An 18,755-nucleotide genomic window follows, 5' to 3' on the forward strand; every position below is an offset into this window, starting at 1 on the left:
CCGTAACGTCGCGGAAGCCAACGAAACCGAGGAAGGGAGCCATTCGTGGCACAGACACCGTCGAGGTCGCCGCTGCTGGACCTCGCGTTCGGCTACATGCCGGCGCAGCTCCTCCACACCGCAGCCGAGATCGGCGTCGCCGACGCCCTGTCCGCCGGGCCGCGCTCCAGCGCGGAGCTGGCGGCGGACACCGGGACCCACGCGCCGTCCCTGTACCGGCTGCTGCGCGGCCTCGCCGGGCTCGGCGTCGTCGAGCAGCGGGAGCGCGACCTCTTCGCCCTCACCGCCGAGGGGCGGCGGCTGCGCGCCGACGACCCCGACTCGGTCCGCTCACTGATCCGGCTGTTCTGCGGACCCGACGTCTGGCGGACGTGGGGCGACATGCCCGAGACCCTGCGCACCGGCGAATACGCGTGGAAACGCGTCACCGGAATGACGCCGTTCGAGTTCTTCCAGAAGAACAGTGAGTTGTCCGAGACGTTCAACGCGGCGATGGCGGAGCACACGCGGGCCGTCGCGCCGGACATCGTCGCGGCCCACGACTTCGGCCGCTACCGGACGGTCGCCGACCTCGGCGGCGGCGACGGCACCCTCATCGCCGCGATCCTGCGCGCGAACCCGGAGGTGCGCGGCGTCCTGTTCGACCTGCCGCCCGGCCTCGCCGGTGCGGCCGGGAACCTCGGCGGCGCCGCCGACCGGATCGAGATCGTGGCGGGCGACTTCTTCGAGTCCGTCCCCGAGGGCGCGGACGCCTACGTCCTGAAGAGCGTGATCCACGACTGGGACGACGCGAGGGCCGCCGCGATCCTGCGGACCTGCCGCGCCGCGATGCGCCCGGACGCGCGGCTGCTCGTGCTGGAGCAGGTCATGCCGGAGATCGTCACCGCGGAGACGCAGGGCGTCGTGCGCAACGACCTCAACATGCTCGTCTCGACCGGCGGCCGGGAGCGGACCGAGGCCGAGTTCCGCGCCCTGCTGGACGGCGCCGGGTTCGCGACCGTCTGGCTCACCGGACCGCTGCCGCCCGCCGGGTACCACGTCATCGAGGCGCGGCCCGCCGGGTGACCGTCAGTTGCGCGTCCAGTCGGGCTGGACGAAGTCGGCGACCCGCGCCCGCCGTCCGAGCAGCACCACCTCGCGGAACTGCCACAGCATCGCCCCGGTCGGGGCGTGGACGCGCCAGTCGGGACCGAGCCGCATCTGCAGCAGGCGGCCGCCGTCCGGCTGCGGCACCCACCGCGGCGTGTCGTCGGCGGCGAGCCTGCGCAGGCTCACGTGGTGGACGGAGTGGACCTCGTCCGCGCTCGGCGCCAGCGGGCCCGGATCGTCCAGCGCCAGCACGACCGGCGTGATCGCGAAGCCGGACGTGGCGGGGAAGTCGTCGAGCCGTCCGAGCACGTCGCCCGGCCCGGCGGCGAGGCCGATCTCCTCGCGCAGCTCCCGCAGCGCGGCCTCCTCGGGCGTCTCGCCGTCTTCGAGCCCGCCGCCGGGCAGGCCCCACTGCCCGGCGTTGCGGCCCCGGTACGCGCGCCTGATCAGGATCACCGACGGGACGCCCGCGTGCTCCACCGCGCACAGCACGACCCCGGCGCGGCGCAGCCCGGGCGCGTCCGGGACGGTCGTGTGCGCGAACGCGCCGAGCCGCGCGGCGGCGAGCGCGCGGAACGCGCCGAGATCGTCGAACGGGCCGGGACCGTCGGAGGGGCCGGGATCGTCGGACGGGCCGGGGGCGTCCGGGGGGCCGAGGGGGGCGTCCGTCATGCGTCGATACTGCCAGGGCCGCTTTCGCGCGCGTACCTCGCGGGGGACGTCCCGACCGCCGCCGTGAAGTCGCGGACGAAGTGCGCTTGGTCGGCGTAGCCCAGTTCGGCCGCCAGCGCCGCCCAGTCGGGCGGCGACCCGGACGCGGCCCGCTCGGCGGCCTCCTGCATCCGGAACCGGCGGATCACCCACTTCGGGCCGACGCCCACGTACTCGCGGAACAGCCGCTGCAGGGTGCGGGCGCTCAGCCCCGCGTCCGCGGCGAGCCGGTCCACCCGGACGAGGCCCGGCGACGCCGCGATCCGCTCCACGATCCCCGCCGCCCGCTCGATGGCCGGGTCGGGCTCCGGCCGCAGCCCGATCAGGAACGACGCCAGCCGCGCGACGGCCGCGCCGTCGTCGGCGGTCGCGAAGACCTCCTCGGCGAGCGCCCGGCCGGGCGCGCCGAACACCTCCTCCACCCCGGCGAACCGGCCGGTCAGCGCGGCGACCGGGCCGCCCGCGAACGGCCGGAACCCGCCCGGCCGGAACGCCGCGCCGACCACCCGGCCCTCGCCCGCGATCTCCTCGGTGAAGTCGTCGCGGACCACGCCGACGACGCGGGCCCGGGTCGTCCCGGACGTCAGGTAGCTCGTGAACGTCACATGCACCGACGGCCGCGTGAGCACCTGCTGGCGGTGCGGCGGACGCCCGCGCAGGTCCCAGCGCAGCACCCAGAGGTGCGCCACGAACGGGGCCAGCTCCGGCGGCGGCGCGATCCGCTCGACCCGGAAGCTGTCGAGGGCCGTCCGCGGGCGCAGGATGCCCCGCGTCCCGTCGGGTAGGGGACGTCCCATCGCCCCAGGCTAAGCGGCCCCTGCCGGTGCGATGTCGCGTTTTTTCAAGACGCGCGGCCGGGTCCCGCCTAGCGTTGGCGACGTGTTCGAACGGATGAGCGAGGAAAGCGTGATGGATATCCGGAACCAGATGGTCCCCGCCGCCGAGGCCGCGGCGAAGATCGTCCTGGAGACGCCGGAGGATCGGCTGGACGCGCCGACCCCGTGCGCCGACTGGGACGTGCGCGCCCTGGTCAACCACATGATCTTCTGGTCCATCCGGGGCGAGACGGCGGCGCGCAGGCAGCCGCCCGCCGGACCGGGGGAGGACCACGACTTCACCGCCGAGCCCGGCTGGGGAGAGCGGTTCGCCGAGCAGGCCCGCCGGACCGCCGAGGCGTGGCAGGACCCGGCGGCGTGGGAGGGCAACACGAGTCTCACCGGTAACAAGGAGGGCATGCCCGCCGCGTTCATCGCCGGGATCCTCTTCGGGGAGTGCGTCGTGCACGGCTGGGACCTCGCCGTCGCCACCGGCCGCGAGCCGTCGTTCCCGCCCGCCGTCGTGGACGCGGCGTGGGAGCAGATCGTCCCGGCGGCGGAGATGAGCCGCCAGTACGGCGTGTTCGGGCCCGAGGTGCCGGTGCCCGCCGACGCGCCCCTGCTCGACCGCGTCCTCGGCGTGGCGGGCCGCGACCCGCGCTGGAAGCCCTAGCGGAGCCGCGCGGGTCCCGGCGCGAGCGGGGGCCCGCGCGCTCTACCCTTGAGGCATGTCTTCGAGCTCTTCGATCCGCGTCCGGTTCGCCCCGTCCCCGACCGGCATGTTCCATGTCGGCGGCGCCCGCTCGGCGCTGTTCAACTGGGTGATGGCGGTGCAGTCCGGCGGGACGCTCGTGCTCCGGATCGAGGACACCGACGCCTCCCGCAACAGCCCCGAATGGACCGAGGGCATCATCCGCGCCCTCGCCTGGCTCGGGATCGACGGCGAGCAGTACGAGGGCCCCTACTTCCAGTCCGCCAACGCCGACCGGCACGCCGAGGCCGTCCAGACGCTGAAGGACGCGGGCCGCGCCTACTACTGCGAATGCACCCGCGAGGCCGTCATCGCCCGCACCGGCGACCAGCACAAGGGCTACGACGGCTTCTGCCGCGACCGCGGCCTGGAGCCCGGCCCCGGCCGCGCCCTGCGCTTCCGCACCCCCGACGAGGGCCAGACCACCGTCGTCGACCTGCTGCGCGGCAAGCCGGTGTTCGAGAACGCCGTCCTGGAGGACTTCGTCATCGCCCGCGCGGACGGGTCGGTCACGTTCCTGCTGGCCAACGTGGTCGACGACATGAGCCAGGGCATCACGCACGTGGTCCGCGCCGAGGAGCACCTGTCGAACGCGCCCAAGCAGCAGCTCCTCTGGGAGGCGCTCGGCGCGGAGCCGCCCGTGTGGGCGCACGTCCCCGTCGTCGTCAACGAGAAGCGGCAGAAGCTGTCCAAGCGCCGCGACAAGGTCGCGCTGGAGGACTACCAGGCCGAGGGCTACCTCGCCGAGGCCGTGCGCAACTACCTGATGCTGCTCGGCTGGGCCCCGTCCGGCGACCGCGAGATCGTCCCCTGGGACGTGATCGTCGAGGAGTTCCGGATCGAGGACGTCAACACCTCGCCCGCGTTCTTCGACGAGAAGAAGCTCCGCGCGTTCAACGGCGAGTACATCCGCGCGCTGCCGGTCGAGAAGTTCATCGCCGAGTGCCTGCCGTTCCTGGAGAAGGCCCCGTTCGACGTCGACGTCGCCGTGTTCGCCGAGCTGGCGCCGCTGGCGCAGACCCGGGTGGCGCTGCTGTCGGAGATCGTCCCGATGATCGACTTCGCCTTCCTGGACGAGCCGCCGTCCGACGAGCAGTCCTGGAACAAGGCCATGAAGGGCCCCGCCGCCGAGATCCTCGCCGCCGCCGAGGCCGCCTACCTGGACGCCCCCTGGCACGCGGACGAGCTGAAGGACAGGCTGGAGCGCGTCGGCGCCGAGCACGGGCTCAAGCTCGGCAAGACGCAGGCGCCCGTCCGGGTCGCCGTCACCGGCCGCACCGTCGGCCTCCCGCTGTTCGAGTCGCTGGAGATCCTCGGCCGCGACCGCACCCTCGCCCGCATCGCCACCGCCCGCGCGCGCCTCGCGCAGAGCGGCTGATCAGGACGCCGCCGGGTCAGGACGCCGCCGGGTCCTCGCCGTCGAGGGCCCGGCGCAGGTCGGCCAGGCGGCGGTCCAGCTCGGCGAAGTCGTCGCGCAGCGTGATGGGGACGCGCTTGCCGACCAGCTCCGCCTGCTCCTCCAGCGAGACGAGCCGGTCGGTGATCCGCCGGCCGGCCTGCGGGTCGTCCAGCGGGCGCGCCCGCAGCAGCGTCGCCTGCTCGCGCAGGAGCGCGGCCTGCTCGCGCAGCAGGGTCGTCTGGTCGCGAAGCTGCTTGTTCTTGTTGTGCAGCTCCACGAACACCGACACCTTCGCGCGCAGCACCCACGGGTCGAACGGTTTGGAGATGAAGTCGACCGCGCCCGCCGCGTACCCGCGGAACGCGTAGTCGGGGTCGCTGTTCACCGCGGTCAGGAAGATGATCGGCAGGTCCCGGGTCTTCTTGCGGCGCTTGATGTCGCGGGCCGTCTCGAACCCGTCCATCCCCGGCATGACGACGTCCAGCAGGATGACCGCGTACTCGTCGGTGAGGAGCGCCTTCAGCGCCTCCTCGCCGGACCGGGCCCGGACGAGATCCTGGTCGAGCGAGCTGAGGATCGCCTCCAGCGCGATCAGGTTCTCCTCCCGGTCGTCCACGAGCAGGATCTTGGCCTTGTCGTCCACGCGCCCTCTCTCCGATCCGGTCCCCGCCGCCTGCCGCGCCGGCGCGCACGGCGGCCCCGCCTGCCAGGCGACTCCTCCCCTCAGCGGACGATGGAGGGTTGCAGCCAGTTCCTCATGACGTCAAGAAGATGGTCCACGTCGACCGGCTTCGGCACGTAGTCCGACGCGCCCGACTCCAGGCTCCGCTCCCGGTCGCCCCGCATCACCTTCGCCGTGATCACGATAATGGGCAGCTCGGCGAACTGCGGCATCTCCCGGATCGCGGCCGTGGTGGCGTAGCCGTCGAGGCCCGGCATCATCACGTCCATCAGGACGATCGCGACGTCGGGGTTGCGGTGCAGGACGTCGATCCCGGCCTGCCCGTCCTCGGCGTACAGGACCTCCATCCCGTACCCCTCCAGAACGCTGGTCAGCGCGAAGACGTTCCGGACGTCGTCGTCGACGATCAGCACCTTGCGGCCCGACAGGACGGTGTCGAGGAAGTCCGCGGGCGGCTCCTCCAGCAGGCCGTTCAGCGCGGCCTCCCCTTCGCCCGGCCGCTCCCCGCCGGGCGCGCGCTGCTCCACCGGCAGCCCGTTCTCCCCGGACGGCGCGGACACGCCCCCGGGCAGCGCGTGCGGCCCGCCGCCGTTCCCGGGCATCCCGGCGCCCTGGCCCGCCCCCGGCAGGGGCGGCCCGCCCGGCACGCCGTCCGGCGCGGTCGCCTCGTCCGTCGCCGCGGCGCGCCGCCGCCCGTCGCGCTCGCTGTACTGCGCGGGCAGGTACAGCGTGAACACGCTGCCCTGGCCCGGCCTGCTCTCCGCGTGGATCTCCCCGCCGAGCAGCCGCGCGATGTTCCGGCTGATCGACAGGCCGAGCCCGGTGCCGCCGTAGCGGCGGCTGGTCGTCCCGTCGGCCTGCTGGAACGGCTCGAAGATCTCCTGCAGCTTGTCCGCGCTGACCCCGATGCCGGTGTCGATCACCCGGAACGCGATGACGTCCGGGGTGTTCCACAGCGCGGGCAGCGCGAAGTCGATGTCGCCCGCCCGCTCGATCACGAGCCGCACCTCGCCCTCGGCGGTGAACTTCACCGCGTTGGACAGCAGGTTGCGCAGTACCTGCTGCAGCCGCTGCTCGTCGGTGTGCAGCGTGGACGGGACGTCCTGCGCGACCTCCACGCCGAAATGCAGCCCCTTGTCGACCGACAGCGGCCGGAACGTCGCCTCCACGTAGTCGACCAGCGCCGACACCGCGATCCGCTGCGGATGCGCCTCCATCTTCCCGGCCTCGACCTTCGCCAGGTCGAGGATGTCGTTGATCAGCTCCAGCAGGTCGGTGCCGGAGTCGTGGATCGTCTGGGAGAACTCCACCTGCTTGCTGGTGAGGTTGCCCTCCTGGTTCTCCGACAGCAGCTTCGCCAGCACAAGAAGGCTGTTCAGCGGCGTGCGCAGCTCGTGCGACATGTTCGCCAGGAACTCCGACTTGTACCGGGACGAGATCGCGAGCTGCTCGGCGCGCTCCTCCAGCGTCCGCCTGGCCTGCTCGATCTGGAAGTTCTGGATCTCGATCGCGCGGTTCTGCTGGGCCAGCAGGGCCGCCTTCTCCTCCAACTCGGTGTTGGAGTGCCGCAGCTCGCCCTGCTGGCGCTGCAGCTCGTCCGAGCGCTCCTGGAGCTCCTGCGCGAGCCGCTGCGACTCGCCGAGCAGCTGCTCGGTCCGGGTGTTCGCGCGGATCGCGTTCAGCGTCACCCCGATCGTCTCGATGAGCTGGCTGAAGAACGCCAGGTGAACATCGGTGAACCGGCCGAAGGAGGCCAGCTCGATCGCGCCGAGCACCTCGTCCTCGAACACGATCGGCAGCACGATGATGTTGACCGGGGACGCCTCGCCGAGCCCCGACCCGATCTTCACGTAGTCGGCGGGCGCGTCCGCGATCAGCAGCGGGCGCCGCTCCTGCGCCGCCTGCCCGACCAGGCCCTCGCCGAGCGCGAACCGGACCTCGCCGGACCCGCCGCCGCGGCCCGCCCGGCCGCGCGGCGTCCCGTACCCGGCGATCAGCGCGAGCTCGGTCTCGTCGCCGACGCTCTCGGCCAGGTAGAACGCGCCGTACTGGGCGCTCGCCGTCGGGGTCAGCTCCCGCATGATCAGCTCCGCGACCTGCATGAGGTCGCGGTGGCCCTGCATGAGCCCGCCGATCCGCGCGAGGTTGGTCTTCAGCCAGTCCTGCTCCTCGTTGGCGCGGGTCGTCTCGCGCAGTGTCGCGACCATGAGGTTCACGTTGTCCGACAGCTCCGCGACCTCGCCGCGCGCCTCCACGGTGATCGTCCGGGTCAGGTCGCCGGTGGCGACCGCGCTCGCCACCTCGCCGATCGCGCGGACCTGCGTGGTCAGGTTCCCGGCCAGCTCGTTGACGCTCTCGGTCAGCCGCTTCCAGGTGCCGGACACGCCCTCGACCTCGGCCTGGCCGCCGAGCCGCCCCTCGATGCCGACCTCCCGCGCCACCCGCGTCACCTCGGACGCGAACGACGACAGCGTGTCGACCATCTTGTTCAGGGTCGTCTTCAGCTCCAGGATCTCGCCCTGCGCGTTCACGTCGATCCGCCGGGTCAGGTCGCCGTGCGCGACCGCCGTCGCGACCTGCGCGATGTTGCGGACCTGGTAGGTCAGGTTGGACGCCATCCCGTTGACGTTGTCGGTCAGGTCCTTCCACATGCCGCCCGCGCCCGGCACCCGGGCCTGGCCGCCGAGGCGGCCCTCCGTGCCGACCTCGCGCGCGACGCGGCTGACCTCGTCCGCGAAGGCCGACAGCGTGTCGACCATGGTGTTCAGGGTGTCCTTCAACTGGAGGATCTCGCCCTGCGCGTCCACCTCGATCTTGCGGGTCAGGTCGCCCTTCGCGACCGCCGTCGTCACCTGCGCGATCCCGCGGACCTGGGACGTCAGGTTGTTCGCCATCGAGTTGACGTTGTCGGTCAGGTCCTTCCAGACGCCGCCCGCGCCGGGGACGATCGCCTGCCCGCCGAGCCGCCCCTCCGTGCCGACCTCGCGGGCCACGCGGGTGACCTCGGACGCGAACGCCGACAGGGTGTCGACCATCGCGTTCACGGTGTCCTTCAGCTCCAGGATCTCGCCCTGCGCGTCGACCGTGATCTTCTTGCCCAGGTCGCCCTCGGCGACCGCCGTCGTCACCTGCGCGATGTTCCGCACCTGGAACGTCAGGTTGGACGCCATGCCGTTGACGTTGTTGGTCAGGTCCTTCCAGACGCCGCTCACCCCGGGCACGCGCGCCTGGCCGCCGAGGCGGCCCTCGGTGCCGACCTCGCGGGCGACGCGGGTGACCTCGTCGGCGAACGCCGACAGCGTGTCGACCATCGTGTTCACCGTGTCCTTGAGCTGGGCGATCTCGCCCTGCGCGTCCACGGTGATCTTCTTGGCCAGGTCGCCCTCGGCGACCGCCGTCGTGACCTGCGCGATCCCGCGCACCTGGTAGGTCAGGTTGTCGGCCATCGCGTTGACGTTGTCGGTCAGGTTCTTCCAGACGCCGCTGACGCCCGGGACGTTCGCCTGCCCGCCGAGCTGCCCCTCGGTGCCCACCTCGCGGGCGACGCGGGTCACCTCGTCGGCGAACGCCGAGAGCTGGTCGACCATCGTGTTCACGGTGAGCTTCAGCTCCTGCAGCTCACCGGTCGCCTCCACCGTCACCTTGCGGGTCAGGTCGCCCTTCGCGACCGCCGTGGTGACCTCCGCGATGTCGCGGACCTGGGACGTCAGCCGGGACGCCATGACGTTCACCGACGCGGTCACGTCCCGCCAGCGGCCGGTCATGCCGCGCGCCGGGGCCTGGCCGCCGAGCCGCCCCTCCGTGCCGACCTCGCGGGCGAACTGGGTGACCTCCCAGGTGAACTGGTCGAGCAGCTCCACCATGCCGTTCACCGACTTCGCCATGCGCAGCAGCTCGCCGCGCATCGGCCGGCCGCGCACCCGCAGCTCGACCCGCTGGCTCAGGTCGCCCGCCGCCACCGCCTCGACCACCTGGCTCATGCCGGTCGCGAGATCGGTCAGCTTGTCGATGATGGCGTTGGAGTCCTCCACGGCCGTGGCCCAGGTGCCGCGCAGCGTGCCCGGCGTCAGCCGGCCCCGCAGCTGCCCCTCCCGGCCGATCTCCCGCCGCACCCGGGACAGCCCGGACGACAGCTCGTCGGCGTTCTGCCGGATCTCCTCCAGGATCGCCGCGGCCTCCGCCACGGCGCCCTCGCCCGGCACCTTCAGCTCCGACCTCGCCTTGCCGTCCCGGACGGCGATGAGCGCCTTCAGCAGCGGTTCGAGGTCGGCGTCGCTGTAGCGGGGGGCGGTGTCGCGGTACCCGCCGCCGGAGCGGGCGCGAGTCGCGGTACGCGGCATGCTCTCAATCCTCCTGGCCCGCGGTCGTCGAGGGTCCGGCCGCCGCCGGGCGTCCCGGGCGGCGGGGCATCCGGACGGCGCGGACTCCTTGCTCTGGCCTCTACTCCCGGCCGCCCCCAACTCTACGTCGCCGCGCCGCCGTGGAGTCCGTTCCCGCCCAGCCTGTGAACGGGCGGTCATGCCCCTGGATCCGCCCTTGTAGTCTTCGTGTTACGGTCTGTCGTGCCGCGGCGGGGTCCGCCCGCCGGGGCCTCCGCCCCCGGATCGCGGGCTCGCGTGGCCGGGTGGACGGCCGGTCTGTCACGATGGCCGGAACCGGGTAACGAAAGAGCTTGAGCGAAGGGCGACTCTTGGATCGGCAGACGGCGTCGGCGACGTTCCCGTCCGCCGCGGCGGCGGTGGCGGACGCGCGCCGGTTCGTCCGCAAGGTCCTCGCCGACTGGGGCCTGGACGACGTCGCCGACGACGCCGTCCTCGCCACCAGCGAGCTCGCCACCAACGCGATCGCCTACGCCGGGACGTCCTTCGAGGTGTCCTGCCACCTGGAGGCGGGCGACGTCAGGGTCGAGGTCCGCGACCGGCACCCCACCCGCGGCATTGAGATGCCGGGGGTCACCGCGTCCAGCGGGCGCGGGCTGCCGTCGATCGCGCGGCTCGCCGATTCCTGGGGCGTGTCCTACGACCGCCGCACCAAGGGCGTCTGGTTCCGGCTGCCCCGGCCCGGCGCGGCGAACGGCGCGGGCCCGTCCGCGCCGCCGGGGCCGCACGAGGCCGAGCCCGCGGTCGAGCGCCCGTCGCCGGCCGCCCGGAGCGACGCCCGCCGCGAGGCCGCCCGCGACCGCGCCCTGGAGCGCGCGGGGCGCGACGCGGCGGCCGACCGCGACGGCGCGGGCCCCGCGCGGGACGGCAGGATCGGCGAGGGTGTCGGGGAGGTCCCCGTCGCGGGCGACCGGCTGCTGCGTTCCCCCGCCGCCCTGGAGTCCATGGAGGACGGCGTCGTCACCGTCCGGGAGGTGCTCGGCGCGGACGGCGCGGCCGTCCTGCTGACCGAGCGCGACGGCCGCCTGATCATGGGCGCGGCCGCCGGGACCGCCGCCGAGCTGCCGCTCGGCGAGCTGTCGATCGCCGGGCTCGGCCCCGCGGCCCGCACCGGCGCGCCCTGGGTCGCCGCCGACGCGTCCGATCCGGCCGCGACGGCGCTGAAGGCGCGGTCCCTGGCCGCGGCGCCGCTGGAGTCGCAGGGCCGCCTCACCGGGCTGGTCGTGGCGGTCTCGTCCGCATCCGGCCGCTTCGCCGAGGCCGACGGCGTCCGGCTCGGCCGGCTGGCGGACGAGATGTCGCTCTCCCTGGAGAAGGCCAGGGTCGGCGAGTTGGAACGGTCCTGGCGCGGCTGGCTCAGCTTCGTCGCCGAGGCCAGCGACCTGCTCGCGGGCACCCTCGACCAAGAGCGGACGATGGCACTCGTCGCCCAGCTCGTCGTGCCCCGCCTCGCCACCTGGTGCGCCGTCTACACCGTCACCGAGGCCGAGCCCGACCGGCTCGCCTACGTCTGGCACGCCGACGAGAACCGCGCCGACGGGCTCCGCGACCTGCTCGAACAGGCGGGCGCCGCGCCGCCCGCGGACGTCCCGGGCCCGTGGAACGGGTTCGCCGCCGCCCCGGCCGACGTCCGCGCCGCCGCCGGCGACACCGCCGCCGACCAGGTCTACGCCTTCCCGCTGGTCGCCCGCGGACGCCGCATCGGCACCATCGTGATCGGCCGCCCGGCGGGCGACCGCTTCCCGCGCAGCGCGGTCGAGCTGGCCGAGGAGCTCAGCCGCCGCGCCGCCCTCGCCGTCGACAACGCGCGGCTGTTCTCCGCGCAGACCGCCATGAGCAGCGCGCTCCAGCGCAGCCTGCTGCCGCCCGGAATCCCCGAGATCCCGGGCCTGGAGGTCGCCGTCGTCTACGAGCCCGCGGGGGAGGGCAGCGAGGTCGGCGGCGACTTCTACGACGTCTTCGAGAGCGGGCAGCGCCCCGGCGGGGCCGCGCCCGCGTCCCGCTGGCGGTTCGCGATCGGCGACGTGTGCGGCACCGGCCCGGAGGCCGCGGCCGTGACCGGCCTCGCCCGGCACGCGCTCCGCATCCTCGCCGCCGAGGACATGTCCGTCCCCGCCGTGCTCGGCCGCCTCAACCGGCTCATCCTCGGCGAGGGGGAGCGCGGGCGGCTGCTCACCCTCCTGCACGGCGAGATCGCCGCCCGGCGCCGCCGCGACGGCGTGACGATCAGTCTGACCAGTGCGGGCCACCCGCCCCCGCTGGTGCTCGACCCCGACGGTGAGGTACGCGAGGTGGCGTCGCCGCAGCCGCTGCTCGGCGTGTTCGACGGCGTCGAGTTCCACACCGACACCGTCGAGTTGCGGCGCGGCGAGGTCCTGCTCTGCGTGACCGACGGCGTCACTGAGCGGCGTTCCGGCAGCCGGCTGCTCGGCGACGGGCACGGCCTCGAACGCCTCCTCGCCGGGTGCGCCGGGCTGAGCGCGGGCGCCGTCGCCGCCCGCATCCAGCGAGCCGTGCGGGACTTCGGCCCGGAGCCGTCAAACGACGACGTTGCCCTCATCGTTCTGCGGGCGTCATGATGGAGACCAACAATCGGTAAGGTGGGGTGGCGTGGGGCTTGCCTTGCACACGACACGACAGGACGGCCGCGCGACGATCGCCGCGCGCGGCTCCATAGACCTGCACTCCTCCGACGAGCTGCGGTCCCGGTTGACCGAGCTGGTGGACGCCGGTGAGCGGGCGGTCGTCGTCGACCTCACGGCCGTCGACTTCTGCGACTCCTCCGGTCTGAACGTCCTCGTCCGGGCGTACAAGCACGCGCGTGCGCAGAACGCCACGCTGACCGTCACCGGCGCCTACGGCCGGGTCGAGAACGTGCTGCGCACCACCGGCCTCGACCGGTTCCTGATCGACGATCCCGAGGAGACCCCGGCCGAGGGGCGCTGAGGCGCCCGATGACCGCGGCGAAGCGAAGGTCTCCGGACCTCCCCGGCGACGGTCCCTGGACGGCCTCCCCGAAAGGTAGGGCACGATGAAGAACGGCGAGCGGGCGGAGTGACCGACCCCATGACCGAGACCACGCTGCGCGCGGCGCCCCAGACCGAGGCGGTCGAGTACGCCCGCCGCCTCGCCGCCCGCACCATGCGCACCTGGGCCCTGATGGAGCGCGAGGAGCTCGTCACGGCGATCGTGGCCGAGCTGGTCGCCAACGCCGTCCGGCACGCGGGGACGGCCCTCGAACTGCGGCTGCTGCGCGGCGCCGGGCGCATCCGGGTCGAGGTCCGCGACCGCGCCGCCCAACTGCCGCGGCTGACCGTCCCCGGCCCGCTGGACGAGTCGCACCGCGGCCTGTTCATCGTCGACCGCTTCGCCAATTCCTGGGGCGCCGACCCGGTCACCGGAGGCAAGGTCGTCTGGGCAGAGGTCGATATCTGACGCCGTCCGACGCCGCTTCGCGCGCGTGGAACGTAACGTTTTGGAAGATCTCCTGTGGGAGCGCGTCCACCCCGCGGCCCCGGGCGCGCGGCCCGGGACCGTCCGGACGGTCAGGACGACTTGCGGTACAGCTCCGCCACGAGGAACGCGAGGTCGAGCGACTGGCCGCGGTTGAGGCGCGGGTCGCACGCCGTCTCGTAGCGCTGGTGCAGATCGTCCTCGGCGAGGCCCTCCGCGCCGCCGACGCACTCGGTGACGTCGTCGCCGGTGAACTCGATGTGGATGCCGCCGGGGTGCGTCCCGAGCGCGCGGTGGACCTCGAAGAATCCGGCGACCTCGTCCAGGACGTCGTCCAGCCGCCGCGTCTTGTGCCCGCTCGGCGCCTCGAACGTGTTGCCGTGCATCGGGTCGCAGACCCACGCCACCGGGGCGCCGCTCTGGTGCACCTTCTCGATCAGCGGGGGCAGCGCCTCCCGGATCCTGCCCGCGCCCATCCGGGTGATGAACGTCAGCCGTCCCGGCTCCTCCTCCGGGTTCAGCCGCTTCATCAGCGCCAGCGCGTCGTCGGCGGACGTCCCCGGGCCGAGCTTCACCCCGATCGGGTTTCGGATGTGCCGCAGGAACTCCACGTGGGCGCCGTCGAGCTGCCGGGTGCGCTCGCCGATCCACAGGAAGTGCGCCGACACGTCGTAGGGCAGGCCGCTGAGGCTGTCGATGCGGGTCAGCGCCCGCTCGTACTCCAGCAGCAGCGCCTCGTGGCTGGAGTAGAACTCCACGCCGTGGAACTCGTCCGGGTTCACCCCGCACGCCTTCATGAACGTCAGCGCCCGGTCGATCTCGCCCGCCAGCCGCTCGTAGCGGCGGCCGGCCTTGCTGTGGGCCACGAAGTCCTGGTTCCACGCGTGGACCTGGCGCAGGTCGGCGTAGCCGCCCTTGGTGAAGGCCCGGCACAGGTTCAGCGTCACCGCCGAGCAGTGGTAGGCCTTCAGCAGCCGGTGCGGGTCGTTGCGGCGGGACTCCGCGTCGAAGCCGAGCCCGTTCACCGCGTCGCCCCGGTAGGCGGGCAGCTCCAGGCCGTCGCGCACCTCGACGGGCTTGGACCGCGGCTTGGCGTACTGCCCCGCCATCCGGCCGATCTTCACCACCGGGACGGTCGCGGCGTAGGTCAGCACGACCGCCATCTGCAGGAGCGTCTTCAGCTTATTCTTCACCGCGTCGGCGTTCGCGCCGGTGAACGTCTCGGCGCAGTCGCCGCCCTGCAGGACGAACGCCTCGCCGCGCGCGACGTCGGCGAGCTGGGCCTTGAGCTGGTCGCACTCGCCGGCGAAGACCAGCGGCGGCTGGGCGGCCAGTTCGGCGGCGACGGCGCGGAGCTCGTCCGGGTCGTCCCAATCGGGCTGCTGCAGGGCGGGGAGGTCGCGCCAGGCGTCGAGATCCCCGGTGGCGGAGGTACTCACGCTCAAAAGGCTATGGCACTCCCGGCCCTGCCCGCCGCCGCGCGGGGGCGGGTGAGCGCAGCCGGGAGCCCGTCCGGACGCGTGAAACGGGCGGCCCCTGCGGTGGGACCGCCCGTTTCGTCGGTCGGCGGAAGGGGGGAGCGGAAAGCTCGTTCTCGGTCCAACTAACATGATCTCCGGCATTGCGGACATGCTCGATCGCGCTCGCGGACGTGCCGCGTGGCCCGCGCCGTGCCGCGCGGGCCCTCGGGGCGAGCCGGTCAGGCCGCGCGGCTTCCGGCGGTGGCGCGCACCGGCTCCGGCGCCGCGCCGCCCGCCAGCGTCCGGCGGCCGCTCAGGTCTGCCTCGCTCGCCAGCTGCCGCAGCCGCCGCAGCGACCGGTCGGTGATCTGCCTGACCCGGTTGTGGCTCAGGCCGTACCGCGCGCCGATCTGCGCGTACGACAGCGGCTGGCCGCTGTCCATCCCGAACCGGGCCCGCAGGATCGCCGACTCCCGCTCGGGCAGCCGGTCGAGCAGCCGCGCGAGGCCCTCGATGTCGTCCAGCGCGAGGATCTCGGACTCCGGCGTGACGGCGTCCGGGTCCTCCAGCAGGTCGCCCATCGGCGTCTCGCCGGCGTCGTCGACCGTCGCGTCCAGGCTGGCCGGGTCGCGCCGCCAGCGCAGCAGCTCGTCCACGTGCTCGACGTCCGCGCCGAGCACGCCCGCGAGCTCGTCGCGGGACGGCTCGCGGCCCAGCTCGCGGCCGAGCTGGCGCTCCGCGCGCCGCAGCCGCGACAGCTCCTCCTCGACGTGGACGGGCAGCCGGATCGTGCGGGCCGTGTGGCTGAGCCCGCGGCCGATCGCCTGTCTGATCCACCACGTCGCGTACGTGGAGAACTTGAACCCGCGGCGGTAGTCGAACTTCTCCACCGCGCGCATCAGGCCCAGGTTCCCCTCCTGGATGAGGTCTATCAGGGGCAACGAGTCGGTCGGGTACTTCCGGGCGATCGAGACGACGAGCCGCAGGTTGGCCTCGACGAAGCGCTGCTTGGCGCGCAGCCCCGCCGCGGCGACCTCCTCCAGTTCCTCGCGGGACACGCCCTCGGGCACGTCGTCCTCGTCGAGCAACTGTTCGGCGTACAGGCCCCCCTCGATCGCCTTGGCCAGATCGACCTCCTCCTGCGCGTCGAGCAGGGGGGTGCGGCCGATCCGGTCCAGGTACGCCCCGACAAGGTCCTTGTCGGGGACTTCGACCCTGTCGCCCTTGGTACGGGTTGCAGCCATCCTGACCCTTCTCCGGTGCGATCTCCCTAAGGGGAGAACGCTAATTACCGCTCTGTGATTCCCGGGCGGGAATACTGCGAGGCTGTTAGCCGCTCTACGCTCTGATACCCCGACTGAGGAGAAACCGACATGGCGACGGTCACGCTCACCGCGGAGAACTTCGATCAGGTCGCACAGTCCGACGGCATCGTCCTGGTCGACTTCTGGGCGGACTGGTGCGGCCCGTGCAAGCGCTTCGCCCCCGTGTACGAGCGGTCCGCGGGTAAGCACGACGACATCACGTTCGGCAAGGTCGACACCGACGCCGAGCCGGAGCTGTCGGAGCGCTTCGGCATCAGGTCGATCCCGACCCTGATGGCGATCCGGGACGGCATGATCGTCTTCGCCGAGCCGGGCGCGCTGCCCGAGCCGGTGCTGGAGAACGTGATCGAGCAGGTCCGCGGCCTCGACATGGAGGACGTCCGGCGCCGCGCGCAGGGCTGACCGCCGCCCGGAACGGCACCGATCGCCCGTATCGCCCCGATCGCCCGGTTGCCCGCCCGTGACGACGGGACGGCGCGACGACGGCGCGGGGGCGGCGTGACGGCAAAGAAGCGCGCGGTACGGCCCCCGGGGCGTCCAGCATGGACGATGATGGACGGGTGCTCGCCGATGTCGTCCGTCACCTGGTGTGCCCCGTCTGCGGAGCGGACCTCGAACACGCTGACCGCCGACTCCGCTGCCCCGGCGCGCATACCTTCGACATCGCGCGGCAGGGGTACGCGAACCTCCTCCCGGGCAACGCCCGTCCCGGCACGGCCGACACGCCCGAAATGGTGCGCGCCAGGGAGGAGTTCCTGAGCGCCGGGCACTTCGCCGTCCCCGCCGACCGGCTCGCTTGGAGCGTTGCGAAGGCGGGGCCGTCGTTCGTCGTCGACGCGGGCGCCGGAACCGGCCACTACCTGAGCTCGGCGCTCGACCGCTCGCCGGACGCCGTCGGACTCGCCCTCGACATCTCCAAGCACGCCGCGCGCCGCGCCGCCAGGGCCCATCCGCGCGCCGGGGCGGTCGTCGCCGACCTGTGGCGCCCGCTCCCGGTCCGGGACGGCGCCGCCGACGCCGTGATGAACGTCTTCGCGCCGCGCAACGCCGCAGAGTTCCACCGCGTGCTGCGCGACGACGGGCTGCTGTTCACGGTGACGCCGTCCCAGCGGCATTTGGGCCCGCTCGTGGACGCGCTGGGCCTGCTGACGATCGACAAGCGCAAGACCGAACGCATGGACGCCGCCCTCGCCGGATACTTCAAGCTGGACTCGCGGCAGGAACTGGAGACCGAGGCCGTCCTCACCCATGAGGAGATCACCACGCTGGTGGGGATGGGCCCGAGCGCGCATCACGTCCCCGCGGAACAGCTCAGCGAGCGACTGGTGGAGCTAGCCGATCCGCTCCCAGTGCCCTTGGCGTTCGTGCTGTCCACCTACAGAAGGCTTGAGTAGGCGCGGACCCGTGTCCTGCTGGGCGAGGACGAGCAACACCTGTGCAACCTCACCCGGACGGGCGGTCTCCTCCAGGCCATGGACGTCGTGAGTCAGGTAGCTGAACGACGCCGATACCGCATGGATGATGCCGTTCAGCAGGAGTCGCTGGAGCGCCTGCCCGGCGCGAAGCCATTCCGTCGGTGAATCGCCGGGCGTCGTCAACGCGGCGCGCTGACCGACCGTCCCGTGCGCCGAGGGCAACGGGTGCAGCGCCGCCCCTTCGAGCCGCGCCGCCTCTCCCAGCACCTTGAGGACGTGACCGGACGGCGCCGTCGCCCCCTCCGCACGCTCCGCCCGGAAGGGCTTGAGCGCGGCGGCGTAGAGGAGCCGTTCCTCGGAGGTGGTCCGGTGACGTCCGGCGAGCCTCACCGACGCGAGCACCGAAGGGCGCGCCGCGTCCGGCAGCAACCGGACCACGGCTTCGTGCCCCAGTTGGGCGGCGGCCAGGCGCAGGTTGACGAGCGCGGCGCCGCTGCTGATCCGCAGACCGCGCCCCACCGGGTCGCTGGACGGCCGGAACCGGACCGGATCGGCATGCAGCTCGATCACACCGGGCGCCACCGCGAACCGCCAGGCGTGGAGCTCGTGGACCGTCGGCCCCATCGTCGCGGCGACCACGCGACGCTCCGCCGGAGCGCGAATCGCGACGGGCACGGTCACGGGGCGTCCTCCAGAGCACGGCGAGACTGCGCTGGCGGGAGCCGCCGCGGACCTGCGGAACCCCGCTCCGCGGGCCATGCGGTCAGCGCACCGTATCCCACGGCCACTCGCGCCATCCAGCGCGTGAACGAGGAGGTCAGCGGAGGTCGCATCCGCGTCCGGGACGGGGGAGCGGCCCGCGCCGCCCGCGTGACGATTTGCCACTACCGGCGAGGCCCTCTAGTCTCCTGGTGCGCCAAGGGATGCAGGACGCCACCGTGCGGCCGGCCCTCAGGACGCCGGGTCCTCTGAAGGTGGTTCGGGTTCCGCCCGGACTGTTGTAAGATGGCCTGCACAGCCCAGAACCGGGATGCAGGACGCCGCGAGGTGGCCGGCCCGCAGGGCACTCCCTACGAAACGATCTTCACGGGTCTTCTTCGACTTGTGGTGGTGTCGTGGTGTGGGGGTTCTGGCAGGTCCCTCGTCCGTCTAAAAGATCTTCTTGGATCTTCTTGACAACGGGGACGGGTCAGGTAAGTTAGAAGGGTTGCCCCGGAGCCGGGGCCTGCGGGAGCGGGCGGTCGGCGCGGTGGGTGTCCGTTTCTTGAGAACTCAA

At 73.0% G+C, this 18,755-nt stretch carries 15 protein-coding genes; 8 read left to right on the forward strand and 7 right to left on the reverse strand.

What is annotated here, in order from left to right:
* Positions 1–45 precede the first annotated feature (45 nt).
* Positions 46–1,065 (forward strand): methyltransferase, encoded by a 1,020-nt coding sequence (locus ACH01S_RS16270; RefSeq protein WP_067891904.1) that lies wholly within the window; start codon positions 46–48, stop codon positions 1,063–1,065.
* 3 nt (positions 1,066–1,068) lie between these two features.
* On the opposite strand, the gene ACH01S_RS16275 is transcribed toward ACH01S_RS16270, so the two are convergent.
* Both ACH01S_RS16275 and ACH01S_RS16280 read right to left on the reverse strand, forming a co-directional pair.
* Positions 1,069–1,761 (reverse strand): NUDIX hydrolase, encoded by a 693-nt coding sequence (locus ACH01S_RS16275; protein WP_067891905.1) that lies wholly within the window; start codon positions 1,759–1,761, stop codon positions 1,069–1,071.
* Positions 1,758–2,597 carry a helix-turn-helix domain-containing protein gene (locus tag ACH01S_RS16280; protein ID WP_067891907.1) on the reverse strand — a complete coding sequence of 280 codons (840 nt, stop codon included), beginning with the start codon at positions 2,595–2,597 and terminating at the stop codon, positions 1,758–1,760. Before ACH01S_RS16280 ends, ACH01S_RS16275 begins: the two co-directional genes overlap by 4 nt.
* 82 nt (positions 2,598–2,679) lie before the next feature.
* Here ACH01S_RS16280 and ACH01S_RS16285 point away from each other — a divergent pair, with 82 nt between their 5' ends.
* Positions 2,680–3,288, forward strand: coding sequence for a TIGR03086 family metal-binding protein (locus ACH01S_RS16285; RefSeq protein ID WP_246237212.1), 609 nt, complete (start codon positions 2,680–2,682; stop codon positions 3,286–3,288).
* A gap of 55 nt (positions 3,289–3,343) precedes the next feature.
* Complete coding sequence (gene gltX, locus ACH01S_RS16290) at positions 3,344–4,744, forward strand: glutamate--tRNA ligase (RefSeq protein WP_083980748.1); 1,401 nt, start codon at positions 3,344–3,346, stop codon at positions 4,742–4,744.
* A gap of 16 nt (positions 4,745–4,760) precedes the next feature.
* On the opposite strand, the gene ACH01S_RS16295 is transcribed toward gltX, so the two are convergent.
* Together ACH01S_RS16295 and ACH01S_RS16300 are read right to left on the reverse strand one after the other, a co-directional pair.
* Positions 4,761–5,408: a response regulator gene (locus ACH01S_RS16295; RefSeq protein ID WP_067891915.1), complete on the reverse strand. Its 648-nt coding sequence runs from the start codon at positions 5,406–5,408 to the stop codon at positions 4,761–4,763.
* A gap of 80 nt (positions 5,409–5,488) precedes the next feature.
* Positions 5,489–9,787, reverse strand: coding sequence for a hybrid sensor histidine kinase/response regulator (locus ACH01S_RS16300; RefSeq protein ID WP_067891918.1), 4,299 nt, complete (start codon positions 9,785–9,787; stop codon positions 5,489–5,491).
* A gap of 350 nt (positions 9,788–10,137) precedes the next feature.
* On the opposite strand from ACH01S_RS16300, the gene ACH01S_RS16305 reads away from it, so the two are divergent.
* The 3 genes from ACH01S_RS16305 (at position 10,138) to ACH01S_RS16315 (ending at position 13,261) form a co-directional block, all read left to right on the forward strand.
* Positions 10,138–12,405: a SpoIIE family protein phosphatase gene (locus ACH01S_RS16305; RefSeq protein ID WP_067891921.1), complete on the forward strand. Its 2,268-nt coding sequence runs from the start codon at positions 10,138–10,140 to the stop codon at positions 12,403–12,405.
* 31 nt (positions 12,406–12,436) lie between these two features.
* A complete protein-coding gene (locus tag ACH01S_RS16310; protein WP_067891924.1) occupies positions 12,437–12,772 on the forward strand; it encodes an STAS domain-containing protein in 336 nt (111 codons plus the stop codon).
* A 120-nt stretch (positions 12,773–12,892) separates the two neighbouring features.
* Complete coding sequence (locus ACH01S_RS16315) at positions 12,893–13,261, forward strand: ATP-binding protein (RefSeq protein ID WP_067892008.1); 369 nt, start codon at positions 12,893–12,895, stop codon at positions 13,259–13,261.
* A 110-nt stretch (positions 13,262–13,371) separates the two neighbouring features.
* Here ACH01S_RS16315 and ACH01S_RS16320 read toward each other — a convergent pair whose 3' ends face one another.
* The gene (locus ACH01S_RS16320) at positions 13,372–14,718 is read right to left on the reverse strand and encodes a class II 3-deoxy-7-phosphoheptulonate synthase (RefSeq protein WP_067891927.1); all 1,347 of its coding nucleotides are present in this window, start codon (positions 14,716–14,718) and stop codon (positions 13,372–13,374) included.
* Between the two features lie 260 nt (positions 14,719–14,978).
* Entirely contained in the window at positions 14,979–15,983 is a 1,005-nt protein-coding gene (locus tag ACH01S_RS16325; RefSeq protein ID WP_067891929.1) for a sigma-70 family RNA polymerase sigma factor, read from the reverse strand.
* 129 nt (positions 15,984–16,112) lie between these two features.
* Between ACH01S_RS16325 and trxA the strand changes: the two genes are divergently transcribed.
* Positions 16,113–16,466 (forward strand): thioredoxin, encoded by a 354-nt coding sequence (gene trxA / locus ACH01S_RS16330; protein ID WP_067891943.1) that lies wholly within the window; start codon positions 16,113–16,115, stop codon positions 16,464–16,466.
* A gap of 140 nt (positions 16,467–16,606) precedes the next feature.
* Entirely contained in the window at positions 16,607–17,458 is an 852-nt protein-coding gene (locus ACH01S_RS16335; RefSeq protein WP_067891947.1) for a putative RNA methyltransferase, read from the forward strand.
* On the opposite strand, the gene ACH01S_RS16340 is transcribed toward ACH01S_RS16335, so the two are convergent.
* The gene (locus ACH01S_RS16340) at positions 17,396–18,160 is read right to left on the reverse strand and encodes a nitroreductase family protein (protein WP_246237211.1); all 765 of its coding nucleotides are present in this window, start codon (positions 18,158–18,160) and stop codon (positions 17,396–17,398) included. The two genes, ACH01S_RS16335 and ACH01S_RS16340, sit on opposite strands and share 63 nt — an antisense overlap.
* Between the last annotated feature and the right edge of the window lie 595 nt (positions 18,161–18,755).

Origin of the sequence: Actinomadura chibensis NBRC 106107, from assembly GCF_001552135.1 — a bacterium.
GTDB lineage: Bacteria > Actinomycetota > Actinomycetes > Streptosporangiales > Streptosporangiaceae > Spirillospora > Spirillospora chibensis.